Source organism: Actinoplanes rectilineatus, from assembly GCF_000962825.1.
In the GTDB taxonomy this organism is placed as follows: domain Bacteria; phylum Actinomycetota; class Actinomycetes; order Mycobacteriales; family Micromonosporaceae; genus Actinoplanes; species Actinoplanes rectilineatus.
Genome location: NZ_JZKF01000053.1, coordinates 25,397 through 39,377 on the forward strand (window position 1 = coordinate 25,397; position 13,981 = coordinate 39,377).

Consider the following 13,981-nt stretch of genomic DNA (forward strand, 5'->3'; position numbering starts at 1 on the left):
GAACAACAGGTCAGCCACTTCGGGACTCCTCGGTGAGGGGTTGTGCGGTTACCCGACAACCTCACCCCGCCGAGGAGCCCACCGGACAGGGCTGTTCACGCCCCGCAGACGCGTCCCGCCCGGATATTGACGCCCTGTTGACGCCGCTGTGGCGCCGGTAACTACGGCCTGTCGCGGAAGTGGCTCCACCCCGCGTAGCCCAGGATCATGGCGATCGGGGTGATCACCAGGTGCGGGCACCCGTCGCTCACCCCGGAGGCGAGCAGCAACAGGCTGACCACCACCGCAGCGGTGATCTTCCAGCGGCCTGCCATCAGCCGGGTGATCGCGCGGACCATCCGCGACCCGGCAGAGGGCCGGGGCGGCGGTTGCGGGACGGTCCCCGGGTCCCGGGCCGGCAGGTCGATCCGCACCCCGGCGGGCACGGCCGCGTCGATCTCCGCGAGGAGCGCGGCCGGACGGCCGAGGAGGGTGGGCTCGACCGGCACCGTGATGCCGTCCCGGCCGACCAGCCGACGGCCGCCGTCCGGCCAGACCAGCAGGGCCACACAGTCGGCGTACCGGACGGTGGCCGTGTCCGCGCCGTCGACCAGGCTGATCCCCTCGGACCCGGCCACCAGCCGACGGCCCTCGGCGCCGGCGATCGGCAGGTCCCGGCCGTGCACCGCGGCGAACGACGTCGTCGGTGCCGCCGCGTACGACGCCCACTCCCCCGTCGTGCCGGGTGGGACCATCAACAGGCCCGCCTCGTACGCCGTGGTGGCGACCGCGGCGACATCCGCGACGGTCAGCTCCCGGGCGGCGGCGAGCAGGTCGCCGGCCCGTTCGACCGGATGCCCGGTGAGCACCCGGAACGCCTGGTGTGCCAGCCGGGCGCCGCGCTGCTCGGCCCGCAGCGTCCCGTCGCACCACAGGCTCACCACGGTGGACAGTTCGGCCTGGTCCGGGTTGTTCCAGCGGATCGCGGCCAGCACGTCGACGAACCCGCCGAGCAGCGCGCCGGACTGCTCCGGGACGGCGTCGGCGGTGGCCGTGACGAGTACCCGGCCGTCCGCCCGGGGTTCGTACGCGGTGGTGACCGACGCCGACAGCCCGGCCTCGTGCCGCAGTTCGCGGGTCAACCGCCGGCCGAGCAGCGCGGTGAACACGGCCGCGGCCGGGCCCTCGGGCAACTCGGTGTCCCAGGCCACCATGCCGGGAACGCCGGTGAACCAGGCGGGCCGGACCGGCAGCGCGGACGGGACCGGCGGGGCGGGCTGCCGGTCGCCCGCGGGCAGGTCCAGGCGCAGACCGGCCGGGACGTCACCGCCGGCGATCCAGAGCACCGCGTTGCCCCGGGTGAAGTAACGTGCCGTCCAGGCCCGCAGGTCGTCCGGGGTGAGCGCGGACAGGCCCCACTCCGGATAGCCGGGGGTCCCGTGGGCCGTCGCGCCGTGCCGCCACATCCGCATGCCGTGGGTGGCGCCGCGGCCCCGCGTCGACGCCTCGGTCCGCAGGATGTCCTTCTCCACGGTCAGGCGTTCCATCGGCAGGTCCCGCAGCGAGGCGCAGACCCCGGTGAGGAACGCGGCCACCTCGTCCGGGGTGCCCTGCAGGTGGAAGGCGGTGTGCTCGGCCCCGGTCTCCCCGTTGTAGTGGTGGTCGGCCACCCCGGTCCGGAACAGCGCCAGGTGCTCGACCAGGTGGGTGATGCCGCGCCGGGACAGCGGCTCGTCGGCCTGCCCAACCCGGAAGACCAGGCCGGCCCGCATCGGGCCCTCCCCCGGGCCGAGCAGCACCGGCACCCCGTCGACCTCCCGCCGCTCGATCACCGGTCCGGCCGTCATCGGGTGGCCGCCGCGTGCGCGAGAGCCCGGCTGCGGTGCCGGCGGATGGTGGCGGTGACCGGGCCGACCGCGTACTCCCAGGGCATCGCCGAGGCGAACGAGCCCAGTTCGGTGAAGGCGCGGGCCGCGGCGGGACGGTCCCCGGCCAGGCTGAACGCCATGGCGAAGGTGGACAGGGTCCGCACCCAGCCGGGTTCCCTGGCGAAATCGGGATGCCACACCGACCGGTCCGCCGCCGCGGTCAGCTCCTCGCGTACCTCCGCACCACGCAGGTAGTCACCGGCCGCGTCGCCGCGGGCGTCCTTGAGGTCGAGCCAGCGTTCCAGGTGGACCATCGGGATCAGCATCCCGGTCGGGCTCCCCGCCGGCGCCGCCGCGGTGGCCTCCCGGGCGAACGCGTACGCCTGCTCCCAGGTGCCGCCCCACTTCGGGCAGAGCGACTGCAGCAGCTGGTACTGCCCGGGCAGGTGGTGCGGGGCGACCGCGGCCAGGCGGGCGTACCGGCGGCGGACCTCGGGCAGGCCGAGCTGCAGTCCCCGGGCGGTGATCAGGCGCTGCGTCCACACCGTCGCGTCGCCGGGAGCCCGGGCGGCCGTCTCGACCAGCAGCCGCTCGGCCTTGACCAGCCACCGGTGGAACATCGCGTACCCCTGCTCGGTGACGTGTTCCGCGGTGGCGGCGCTGCGGGCCTCCCAGGCACGCCACACCTGGTGGGCGGCGAGCATGACCGCCGCCGTGTGATCGTCCGGGTCGGCGACGAGGACGCCGGCCAGGAACTCGCCGCCGCCGGTGCGTTCCGCCCCGGTGGCGATCAGCCACGACCGGGCGCCCGGGTTCTGCTGGGTGAGGACCGCCCGGCAGGCCGGCCAGTCCTGCCGGGCGAGCGCCGCCGCCAGGGCGGCCGACTCCGGATGGATGTCCGCCGGAGCGAGGACGAGTGAGTCGGAAGACATGGACGGGAATCCTAGTTAGAAGATCAACTAGCTCGCTGCCCCGTTTTCCGGGTCCGGTCAGCCTCGGAAGTAGTGGCCGGCGGCCAGGTCCTCCAGCAGCGTGGGGTGGGTGGGCTTCCAGCCGTAGCGCTCCCGGGTGATCGCGTTGCTGACGGGCAGATCGGCGCCGAAGAACCGGCCCATCCAGCCGAAGTGCTCCATCGCCAGGCCGGCCGGGATCGACTCCACCGGGAGCCCGAGGCCATCGCCGATCGCCGTGGCGATCTCGCGGGTGGTGACCTCCTCGGCGACGGCGTGCAGCACGGTGCCGGCCGGGGCGTCCTCGATCGCGTGCCGGACCACCACGGCGGCGTCCTTCACGTGCACGCCGGACCAGCGGTTGGCGCCGTCACCGATGTACGCCGCGACGCCCTTCTCCCGGGCGATGCCGGTCAGGACCGCGACGAAGCCGTGGTCGCCGTCCCCGTGCACGGTCGGCGCGAAGCGGACCACCGAGGTGCGCACGCCGTGCGCCGCGTGGTCGAGTACCGCCTTGGCGTTGACCATGCGCGGGTGCCCGCCGGCCTCCGGGACGTCCTCCTCGGTGGCGGGACGGCCCTCGACCACGCCGAGCACGCCGGACGCGATGGTGAACGGCTTGCCGGTGCCGGCCAGCACACCGGCGACCGCGTCGATCACCGCGCGGTCGGTCTGTGCCGCCTCGGCCATCCGGGAGAAGTCGTGGTTGTAGCCCAGGTGCACGACGGCGTCGGCCGCGGCCGCGGCGGCGCGCAGGCCGTCGAGGTCGTCCAGGTCGCCGCGGCGCACCTCGGCGCCGAGGGCGGCGACACGGTCGGCGGCGGCGTCCGACCGGGCCAGGCCGAGCACCTGGTGACCGGTGCCGAGCAGTTCGGTGACGACGGCGGAGCCGATCCAGCCGCTGGCGCCGGTGACGAAGACCCGCATGGGAACCTCCAGGAGAACTGATGTCACATTCTGACATGACTACCGTAGCACCCCGGATGTCAGAATGTGACATCACTAGGATCGTCGGCATGGCACGCTGGGAACCCGACGCCGCCGGCCGCCTGCGCGAGGCGGCGATGCAGCTCTACGTCGAACGGGGCTTCGACCAGACCACGGTCGCCGACATCGCCGAGCGGGCCGGAGTCACCTCCCGCACGTTCTTCCGGCACTTCACCGACAAGCGCGAGGTGCTGTTCAACGGCACCGACCTGCTGCGGACCGGCATCGCCGAGGCACTCGCCGGCGCCCCCGCGGACACGTCACCGATCGCGACGGTGGCGCTCGCCCTGGAGTCCACGACCGGCTTCGTGGGCCGCGACCACGCCCACTCGGTCCGCCGCCAGCGCATCATCGACGCCCACGCCGAACTGCGCGAACGCGAGCTGATCAAGATGGCCGACCTGGGCGCCGCCCTGGCCGCCGGCCTGCGCGAGCGGGGTGTGCCCGAACCGGACGCCACGCTGGCCGCCGAGACCGGCATCGTCGCCTTCCGGGTCGCCTTCGCGAGCTGGATCGCCGACCCGTCCCCGGGCCTGCTGTCGTTGATCAGGTCGACCCTGGCCCGGCTGACCGCACTGACCGCATCCGGCCGGTCAGGCCAGGTGGAGGGCCGCCCATAGGGCGGTCACCCCGGCCGCCAGGCCCAGCGGGACGGTGATCGCGCCCAGGCGCAGGAACTCCGGGGTGCTCGGGGCGGCGTCGTGGGTGTGCAGGATGCGGCGCCACAGCAGGGTGGCCAGCGAGCCGACGTAGGTGAGGTTCGGGCCGACGTTGACGCCGATCAGCATGGCCAGCAGCAGGCCGGGTGAGTGGGCCACCGCCGGGAGCAGCACCAGCGTGGCCGGCAGGTTGTTCAGCAGGTTGGCCAGGACCGCGGCCAGCGCCGCCACCCCCAGCAGGCCGAGCAGGTCGGCGTGCCGCGGGACCAGGTCGTCGAGGAACGTGCCGAGGCCGGCGTCGCGGACCGCGAGCACCACCACGCCGAGGGCCAGGACGAAGCCGCAGAACGCCGGGTTGAGCTCGAGGAGCAGGTCGCGCGGGCGGGTACGGCCGGACCGCAGCAGCGGCACGGCCAGGGCGAGGGCGCCGGCGGCGGCCACCCAGGCGGGCTCCACGCCGAGCGGCTGCAGGGCGGCGAAACCGGTCAGGGTGACGGCGAGGACGGCCAGGGCGTACCGGGGAGCGGGTCCGGGGTGTTCCGGTTCGCGGGTGGCCGGCTCGGCCAGGTCGGCGGCGAAGAACCACCGGAACACCAGGTACTCGACGGCGATCGCGGCCAGCCAGGGCGCGGCCATCAGCGCGGCGAACCCGGCGAAGGTCAGGCCGCTGGCGGCGAAGGCCAGCAGGTTGGTCAGGTTGGAGACGGGCAGCAGCAGCGACGCCGAGTTGGCCAGATGGTTGCAGGCGTACGCGTGCGGTTTCGGCCGGACCCCGGCACGGTGCGCGACGGCGAAGACGACCGGGGTGAGCAGCACGACGGTGGCGTCCAGGCTGAGGACGGCGGTGGTCACGGCGGCCGCGCCGAAGACCGCGCCGAGCAGGCGTTCCGGGCGTCCCTTACCGGTACGCGCCACGAGACCGCCGACGTAGCCGAACACCCCGTGGCCCTCGGCCGCGTACGCCAGGAGCAGCACGGCCGCGAGGAAGGCCACGGTCGGTGCGAGTTCGCGTACCTCCGCAAGGGCCGCCGCCGGAGTGACCAGACCGGCCCCCACCGCCAGCAACGCGGCCGGGACCGCGGCGGTGGCCTCGGGCAGACCGTAGGGCCGCGCGACCGCGAAGGCGAGCACCGCGCCCAGCAGCACGAGCGCGATGATCATGTGCACGTGCGCAGCGTAGAGGCTGCGCACGCGCACCGCTCGTCAGGGACTACGCCACCGGCTCCTCGGCGGGCAGCTCGGCCAGCGGCCGCAGGCGCAGGCGGGTGATCGCCCGGCCGGTGATCTCGACGACCTCGGCGGTGTGCCCGTCGATGGTCACCGTCTCGCCGGGCGTGGTCGGGATGTGCCCGAGCTGGGCCAGGACCAGGCCGGCCACGGTGGTGTAGTCGCCGGCGTTGTCCAGGTCCTCGATGTCGACGCCGATGTCCGGCAGGTCGTGGATCGGGAAGGTGCCCGGCAGCAGCATCGCGCCGTCCTCCTCGCGGATCACCGACTGCACGTCCCGGTCGGTCTCGTCGTAGATCTCGCCGACGACCTCCTCGACCAGGTCCTCCATCGTCACGATGCCGTCGATCGCGCCGCGCTCGTCCACCACCAGGGCGAACTGCTGCCGCTGGGACCGCAGTTGCCGCATCGCGTCGGACACCTTCAGCGTCTCCGGCAGGAACAGCGGGGTGAACATGTAGTCCTGGACCACGCCGCCGGCGCCGACCAGGTCCCGCAGGTGCACCACGCCGAGCACGTCGTCCAGCCCCATCGGGCCGGTCACCGGGGCGCGCGAGTGCCCACCGTCGACCAGCGTGGTCAGGGCCTCGCCCGCGGGTGTCCCGGCGGGCAGGATCAGCACGTCGCGGCGCGGCACCAGGATCTCCCGCAGGATCCGGTCGGCGATCTCGAAGGCGCCGCTGATGATGGTGCGCTGCTCGGCGGTGAAGTCCTGCTGCTGGGCGACCATGTCGCGGATCTCCTCGGTGCTGACCTCCTCGCGGCCCGCGTCCGGGTCGCCGCCGGCCAGCCGGACCACCAGGTCGGTGGACTTGCCGAGCAGCCAGTTCACCGGGCGGGACATGGTGGCCAGCACGTCGAGCGGGCGGGCCACCAGCATCGCCCAGCCCTCGGCGCGCTGCATCGCGACCCGTTTGGGCGCCAGTTCGCCGACGACCAGGGTGAAGAAGGTCAGCAGGATGGTGACCAGCAGGATCGCCACCGGTTCGGCGGCGGTGCCGATCAGGTCCGCCAGCGGCTCGATCAGCGGCTGGGCCAGTGTGGTGGCCGCGGCGGCCGAGGCCAGGAAGCCGGCCAGGGTGATACCGATCTGGATGGTGGCCAGGAACCGGTTGGGGTCACGGGCCAGTTTGGCGAGTGTCCGGCCGGTGCGGGACTGCCGCTCCAGCCTCTGCAGCTGGCTCTCCCGCAACGAGATGAGAGCCATCTCGCTCCCGGAGAAAGCCGCGTTGAGCAACACGAGCACCACGACGAGGACAACTTGCCAGCCATATCCGCCCACGGCGGACATCAACTCCTTCGCGTTCATAGATGCGAAGGACCAACGCTACCGGTCGGCTGTCTCCGCCTCCACCACGAAACACGAGCCGCGGGGGCTGCGTGCCTCGTGAAATACCTCACCGTGATTGGCCCGTGCCAGACTGCGAGCAACGTAGAGCCCCAGGCCCAGGCCCGGTCCCTTACCGCTGCGACCCTGCCGGTCGAACAGCCGGGGCCGGGATTCCTCGGGCACGCCGGGCCCCTCGTCCTCCACCGCCACCCGCACCGTACCGCCGGTTCGCATGATCCGCAGCGCGGTGGCGCCGCCGGCGTAGCGGGCCGCGTTGGAGACCAGGCTTGCCACGATCTGGTGCAGGTGACCGGGGTGGAACAGGACCCGCTCGTCCGAGCCGACCACCGGCACGTGCCCGTGCCCGGTGTTCTCCAGCGCCCGGCGGATCTCGTCGCGCAGCGGGACCTCCTGGCGGACCGCGTTGATGTTGCCCGCGTCGATGGCGACCATCGCCAGGGCCTCGCGGACGATGTCGTCGAGGCGCTGGGCCTGCCGGTCGATCGCGGCGACGGCCCGCTTGTGCGGGGAGGACGGCGGCAGCTCGCCGGCGAGCAGGTCGGCGTAGCCGAGGATGGCGGAGAGCGGGTTGCTGATCTCGTGACCGAGCATCCCGATGATGTCGAGCTTGAGCTGGTTGGCGGCTTCGAGTTCGATGTTGCGCTCGGCGAGGGCGGCCGCGGCCCGGTCCCGGGCGTGTTCCACGGCGAGGGCCGCGGTGACGTCGGTGTTGATCTCCAGGACCTGCGGGTCGGTCTCACCCTGCGGCTTGTGCACCACCTGCCGGCTGATCAGCGTCAACTCCCGGCCCTCGGCGCTGACGTGCTGCAGCAGACCGTCCCAGCGTCCGTCGGACTCCAGCGACTCGCGTTGCTCCCGGGCGGTGCCTCCGCCGATGAAGGTGGTGGCCAGCACGTCGTGTGAGATGCGGCCGCGGACCTCGTCCAGGGTCCGGCCGTACAGCCACGCGGCGCCGGCGTTCCACCAGCGGATCCGGCCGTCCATCTCGCGGACGATCACGCCGGCCGGGATCAGTTCCAGGAGGGTGGCCTGCTGGCGGACCCGGTCGGCGTTGGCGGTGAGCAGCTCCTCGGCGCGGCGGGCCATCCGCTCGGTCGCGGTCCGCTGCTCGCGCAGCCGCTGCAGCTCGGCACGCTCGCGTGCGCTGAGCTCCCCCACCTCGGTGTCGTGCACCCTCACCGCCGCTGAGTCAGGAATCTCCGGACGCCGGGGCTGATCGGCAGTGCGCGGCCAGATCTGAGAACAGCCCGTCCATCAGCAGGTCCACCGCGCGGGCGGCGGCCGGGCCGGTGGCGTTCTCGGCGGCGCCCTGCACCATGGCGAACATCAGGGCGAGGTCCTCGGACGTCAGATCGGCGCGGACGTGGCCGTCCCGGTGGGCCCGGTTCATCGCGACGGCCACCGCCGCGATCGCCCGTTGCCGGTACCGCTGCTGCACCGCCGGTTCGAGGCGCCGGACCAGCCGGACCAGCTCGTGCATCGCGATCTGCCGGCGCAGCACCTCGTGGAGCAGGTCGCGGAACGGGACCTGCCCGGCGGCGAGCGCCTCCAGCAGGCGCAACTGATGGTCGATGACCGCGGCGACCAGGGCCTGCCGGTCGGCGAAGTGCCGGTAGAGGGTGGCCTGGGCGACACCGGCCCGCCGGGCGACCTCGGGCATCAGGGCGGCCGCGCCCCCGCCGGCCAGCACGTCGTTGGCGGCCTCGAGGATGGCGGCCCGGTTGCGCAGAGCGTCCCGGCGGCGGGTGACCGGGGCTCCGTACAGCACGCGGGTGACGTTACTAGCCGGTAACGAGAATGTCACCGTATTCAATTTCTCGGTACCGGTTCCTACTGTCCCGCCCATGTTGTTCCGCCGGTTCGCCCTCCTGCTCACCGTCATGGCCCTGGCCCTGACCGCGGCTCCCGCCCGAGCCGCCGAGCCCGTCACCGGGTTCCGCGCCGTCGACATCACCGGCAACGGCGGTGTCGTCCTCAAGGCCAACGTGATCGCCCCGACCGCGAGCGGCCGGCACCCGGCAGTGGTGCTGCCGTCCAGTTGGGGACTCAACGACGCCGAGTACCTCGCCCAGGCGAAGGTGCTGGCCGGGCGGGGGTACGTGGTCGTCTCGTACACGCCTCGCGGCTGGTGGTTCTCCGGGGGCCGGATCGACACGGCCGGCCCGAAGGACATGGCCGACCTGTCCCTCGTGATCGACTGGACGATCGCGAACACCGCGACGGACCCGGCCCGGATCGGGGCGGCCGGGATCTCCTACGGGGCCGGCATCAGCCTGCTCGGCGCCGCCCACGACGCACGGATCCGCGCGGTCGGGGTGCTCAGCGGCTGGACCGACCTGGTCGCCTCGCTCTACGCCGACCAGACCCGGCACCGCCAGTCGTCCGGGCTGCTGCAACTGGCCGCCCAACTGGTCGGGCGCCCCAGCGACGAGCTGACCGCCATGCTGGCCGACTTCAACGCGAACCGGGACGTGGACCGGGTGATGGCCTGGGCGAGGGTCCGCTCGGCGAGCACCTACCTGGACCGGATCAACGCGAACGGCCCGGCCGTGCTGATCGCCAACGCCTGGGGTGACTCGTTCTTCCCGCCGAACCAGCTGGCCGGGTTCTACCAGGGGCTGACCGGGCCGAAGCGTCTCGAGCTGCGCCCCGGCGACCACGCCATCGCCGAACTGACCGGCGTGCTGGGCCTGCCCAACGAAGTCTGGACCAGCCTGTACGCCTGGCTCGACGAACACCTCGACGGCGGCGCCCCGACCGGCCCGAACCCGGTCCAGGTCACGCCGTTGAACGCCGCCACCGAGACGTACCCGTCCTGGCCGGCGCTGACCGGCAGCACCCGCCGGTACGGCCTCGGCGCGATCCGCACGCTGGACGGCACCGGGCTGCTCGGCGGGAACCCGAGCACCGGCTGGAGCAAGACGCTGCCCACCGACCGGGACACCGTCGCCGCGGGCGGGGTCGTGCTGCTCACCAACGGGGCGTCCGCGATCACCGGGCAGCAGCCGCAGATCTGGCTGCCGTTCGTGGACCGGTCCCGGGCGGGTGTCTGGGCCGCCGAGCGGCCGTCGTCGGCGCAGCGCATCCGCGGGGTCCCGCGGGCACATCTGGAGATCTCCGGGAGCGCCGCCGGGGGCACCCTGGTCGCCTATCTCTACGACCTGGATCCGCTCGGCAACGCCAAGCTGATCACCCACGCGCCGGCCACGTGGACGGCGAACGGCGACGTCGACCTGGACCTCTGGGCGACCGCCTACGATCTGCCGGCCGGACACTCGCTGACCCTCGTGGTCGACACGGTGGATCCGCTCTATTACGACGAGAACGACCCGAACGAGACGATTACCATCGGCGGCGGCTCCTATCTGGACATTCCGTTGAGGTAATTGTCGGTGATCAGGCAGAGAAACATCGCGGAATCATCATCGTCATTGCGCTTTCAGGCCTTCGCCTCCACCCGGAAACCGGACGGCCCTAGCGTTCGGTCCCGTGAGAGCGCGATTGACGATGATCATTGTTATGGTGCTGGCGGCGGCGCTCCTCGTGCCGCCGCCGGCGCGCGCCGCTCCCCCGCCCGGCTTCCAGACGTCGCTGGTCGTCGGCACCGACCTGAACGAGCCGTCCGGTTTCGAGATAGCCCCGGACGGGCGAATCTTCATACTGGAACGCGCAGGCACCGTCAAGATATTCAAAAACGGTCATCTGCTGGCCACGCCGTTCACCGTGCTGCCCTCCGAACCGACCGGCGACCGCGGGTTGATCGGCATCGCCTTCGACCCCGAGTTCGGCATCGCCAACCACTACGTCTACTTCTATTACACCGGCCTCGACCTGCACAATCGCCTGGTCCGCTTCGACGCTTCCGGCGACGTCGGCACCGACGGCCCGTTCACGATCTTCCGCACCGAATCCCTCTCCCAGCACCTGCACGTCGGCGGCAGCATCCGATTCGGACCGGACGGCAAGCTCTATTTCGCGGTCGGTGACAACGGCTATTCCAGCAACGCGCAGATCCTCTCCAATCCGCACGGCAAGATCCTGCGGATCAACAGGGACGGCTCGATCCCCGCCGACAACCCCTTCTTCGGGCAGACCGACAAGGAACAGGCGATCTGGGCGTACGGCTTCCGCAACCCCTGGCGTTTTCAGTTCGACAGCGTCACCGGCCTGCTCTACGGCGGTGACGTGGGCGACTACACCTGGGAGGAGGTCAACCACATCGTCAAGGGCGGCAACTACGGGTGGCCGCTCAAGGAGGGCATGTGCACCACCGGCTGCGCCGGATTCGTCGACCCCATCTACACGTACGCCCACGACGGCGAGAGCGCGGCGGCCACCGGCGGCCCGGTCTACCGCGGCGCGACGTTCCCGCCCGAGTACCAGGGCAACCTGTTCTTCGCCGACTACGCCAAGGGGTTCATCCGCCGCGCCGAACTCGACGCGAACGGCGACGCCACCGCCGTCCACGACTTCGACGCCACCGCCGGTGCCGTCGTCGACCTGAAGGTCGCGCCGGACGGGGACCTCTACTACCTCACCTACATCCCCGGCCGGCTCTACAAGGTCGGCTACAGCCTGGGCAACCACTCGCCGACCGCGAACGCGACCTCCGACGTCGACAAGGGACTGAACCCGCTGACCGTGACGTTCTCCAGCGCCGGCAGCGCCGACCCGGACGGCGACCCGCTCACCTTCGCCTGGGACTTCGGCGACGGCACCACCGGCACGGCGGCGAACCCCACCCACACCTACGACGAGATCGGCGTCTACACCGCGAACCTGACCGTGACCGACAGCGAGGGCGACACCGGGGTCGCCGTCCCGCTGATCATCCAGGTGGGCATCGCGCCGACGCTGACCATCGCCGTGCCCGCCGACGAGTCCGCCTACCGGGCCGGGGACGTCATCACCTACAACGTGTTCGGCCGGGACGCGGCCGGCTTCGACCTGGACGACAACGGCCTGCGGACCACGGTGATCCTGCACCACCACACGCACGTGCACCCGTTCGCCGGGCCGCTCACCGGACGAGCCGGGCAGTTCACCATCCCGGACACCGGCGAGTCCTCCGCCGACACCTGGTACGAGATCAAGGTGACGGCCACCGACACCAACGGCCTGAGCACCACCGAGTCGATCGAGATCCGGCCGGTCACCACCACGGTCACCGTCGAAACCAGCCCGCCCGGTCTCACCGCGTACCTGGACGGGGTGCCGGTGGCGGCCCCGCACGAGGTTCTCGGGGTGGAGAACTTCCGGCGCGAGTTGTACGCCCCGCCGACCGCGGCCGCCGCCGACGGCACGCGGTACCGTTTCGCCGGCTGGTCGGACGGCGGCGGCATCCGGCACACGATCGTCACGCCCGCGGCCGACACCGTGTACACCGCCCGCTACGAACCGGCGACCCCGTTCACCGCCACGTTCTTCGACAACAAGAACCTGGCCGGCGACCCGGTACTGACCCGCACCGACCCGGCCGTCGACTTCGTCTGGGGCGAGGCCGCCCCCGATCCGGCCGTCCCGGCGAACGAGTTCTCGGCCCGCTGGACCCGGCGGGAGGTGTTCACCGCCGGCCGTTACCGGTTCACCACCGTCTCCGACGACGGCGTCCGGCTCTACCTCGACAACCGACTGGTGCTGGACCGGTGGCAGGGGCAGTCGGGCACGGCGTACGACTGGATCGGCGACCTCGGCGCGGGCACCCACACCATCACCCTCGAGTACTACGACGAGGGCGGCGACGCGATGGCCAAGCTGGACTGGGCCGCCGCCATCGACCAGCCGTCGGACACCTGGACGGCGGAGTACTGGAACACCCCCGGCGCCGGCTCCGCGCCGACCCTGCCGTCCGGCCCGCCCACCCTGACCCGCCAGGAGACGGGTGTCGACCACGACTGGGCGCTCGGCTCCCCGGACCCGTCGATCACCCCGGACCACTTCGCCGCCCGCTGGTCACGCACCCTGGCGCTGGCCCCCGGCGAGTACGAGTTCACCGCCACCGCCGACGACGGTGTCCGCGTGACGGTGGACGGTCTGCGGGTGATCGACGCCTGGACCGACGGCGCCGGGGTCCGCACCGGCGGCACGCTGCTCGGCGGCGGACCGCACACGGTGGTGATGGAGTACTACGAGAACGGCGGCGACGCGGTGGCGGAACTCGCCTACCGGCAGACCGCGGAGGCGCCCGACCCACCGGACTGGACCGGTGAGTACTTCCCGAACATGACGCTGGACGGCGATCCCACGGTGACCCGGCCGGACCACACGCTGTCCTTCGACTGGGGTGGCGGCGCGCCGGCCGCCGGGATACCCGCCGACGGGTTCTCCGCCCGGTGGACCCGCACCGACGTCCTGCCGGCCGGGGTGTACCGGTTCTCCGGTGCGAGCGACGACGGCATCCGGGTGTTCCTGGACGGCGTCCCGATCGTCGACCGGTGGGTCGGCCAGAACGCCACGTTCAGCACCGACCGCCTGGTACTGGCCGGTCCACACCAGATCCGGGTGGAGTACTTCGAGGACGGCGGCGGCGCGCTGGCCCGTCTCGGCTATCAGCGGATCGGCGACGTCGGCCCGGTGGACGGCTGGACCGGGGAGTACTTCGCCGGCACCACGCTGACCGGCGATCCGGTGCTGACCCGGCAGGACGACACGATCGGCTTCGACTGGGGCGACGGGTCACCGGGTGCGGGGATTCCCGCCGACGGCTTCTCCGCCCGGTGGACCCGTACGGCTGACTGGGCCGAGGGCACCTACCGCTTCGCCGCCACCGGCGACGACGGCATCCGGGTCCGGCTGGACGGCGTCACCGTGGTCGACGGCTGGTCCGATCACGGCCCCACCACCTTCACCGCCGACATCGCGGTCGGTTCCGGCGAACACACCGTGGTCGTCGAGTACTACGAGGCCGGCGGCGGAGCGGTCGCCCGGTTCACCCAGAGCGCTCTCTGACGGTTGAAAGGG

The 13,981-nt window shown here is 72.3% G+C and carries 10 protein-coding genes; 3 read left to right on the forward strand and 7 right to left on the reverse strand.

The window, feature by feature from the left end; genetic code table 11:
• Positions 1-161: 161 nt before the first annotated feature.
• From WH85_RS31135 to WH85_RS31145, 3 genes are read right to left on the reverse strand one after another with little or no spacing between them, the layout of a single operon-like run.
• Positions 162-1,826, reverse strand: a complete 1,665-nt coding sequence (locus tag WH85_RS31135) for a M16 family metallopeptidase (protein WP_052720929.1) — start codon at positions 1,824-1,826, stop codon at positions 162-164.
• On the reverse strand, positions 1,823-2,779 hold the full coding sequence (locus WH85_RS53295) for a hypothetical protein (protein WP_052720930.1): 957 nt from the start codon (positions 2,777-2,779) through the stop codon (positions 1,823-1,825). The genes WH85_RS31135 and WH85_RS53295 overlap by 4 nt, the downstream gene beginning before the upstream one ends.
• Before the next feature lie 57 nt (positions 2,780-2,836).
• Positions 2,837-3,724: an SDR family oxidoreductase gene (locus tag WH85_RS31145; RefSeq protein ID WP_045745628.1), complete on the reverse strand. Its 888-nt coding sequence runs from the start codon at positions 3,722-3,724 to the stop codon at positions 2,837-2,839.
• 89 nt (positions 3,725-3,813) lie between these two features.
• Here WH85_RS31145 and WH85_RS31150 point away from each other — a divergent pair, with 89 nt between their 5' ends.
• On the forward strand, positions 3,814-4,404 hold the full coding sequence (locus WH85_RS31150; RefSeq protein WP_045745629.1) for a TetR/AcrR family transcriptional regulator: 591 nt from the start codon (positions 3,814-3,816) through the stop codon (positions 4,402-4,404).
• Here WH85_RS31150 and WH85_RS31155 read toward each other — a convergent pair.
• Genes WH85_RS31155 through WH85_RS31170 form a run of 4 tightly spaced genes read right to left on the reverse strand, consistent with a single transcriptional unit; the run spans position 4,378 to position 8,789 of the window.
• Positions 4,378-5,610, reverse strand: coding sequence for an SLC13 family permease (locus WH85_RS31155; RefSeq protein ID WP_211275505.1), 1,233 nt, complete (start codon positions 5,608-5,610; stop codon positions 4,378-4,380). The two genes, WH85_RS31150 and WH85_RS31155, sit on opposite strands and share 27 nt — an antisense overlap.
• 43 nt (positions 5,611-5,653) lie before the next feature.
• Entirely contained in the window at positions 5,654-6,961 is a 1,308-nt protein-coding gene (locus tag WH85_RS31160) for a hemolysin family protein (RefSeq protein WP_045745648.1), read from the reverse strand.
• 36 nt (positions 6,962-6,997) lie between these two features.
• Positions 6,998-8,200 (reverse strand): ATP-binding protein, encoded by a 1,203-nt coding sequence (locus tag WH85_RS31165; RefSeq protein ID WP_157411311.1) that lies wholly within the window; start codon positions 8,198-8,200, stop codon positions 6,998-7,000.
• Between the two features lie 10 nt (positions 8,201-8,210).
• Positions 8,211-8,789 (reverse strand): TetR/AcrR family transcriptional regulator, encoded by a 579-nt coding sequence (locus tag WH85_RS31170; protein WP_045745631.1) that lies wholly within the window; start codon positions 8,787-8,789, stop codon positions 8,211-8,213.
• 76 nt (positions 8,790-8,865) lie between these two features.
• Here WH85_RS31170 and WH85_RS31175 point away from each other — a divergent pair, with 76 nt between their 5' ends.
• The gene (locus WH85_RS31175) at positions 8,866-10,407 is read left to right on the forward strand and encodes a CocE/NonD family hydrolase (RefSeq protein WP_045745632.1); all 1,542 of its coding nucleotides are present in this window, start codon (positions 8,866-8,868) and stop codon (positions 10,405-10,407) included.
• A 103-nt stretch (positions 10,408-10,510) separates the two neighbouring features.
• On the forward strand, positions 10,511-13,969 hold the full coding sequence (locus WH85_RS47570; protein WP_157411312.1) for a PA14 domain-containing protein: 3,459 nt from the start codon (positions 10,511-10,513) through the stop codon (positions 13,967-13,969).
• Positions 13,970-13,981: the final 12 nt, after the last annotated feature.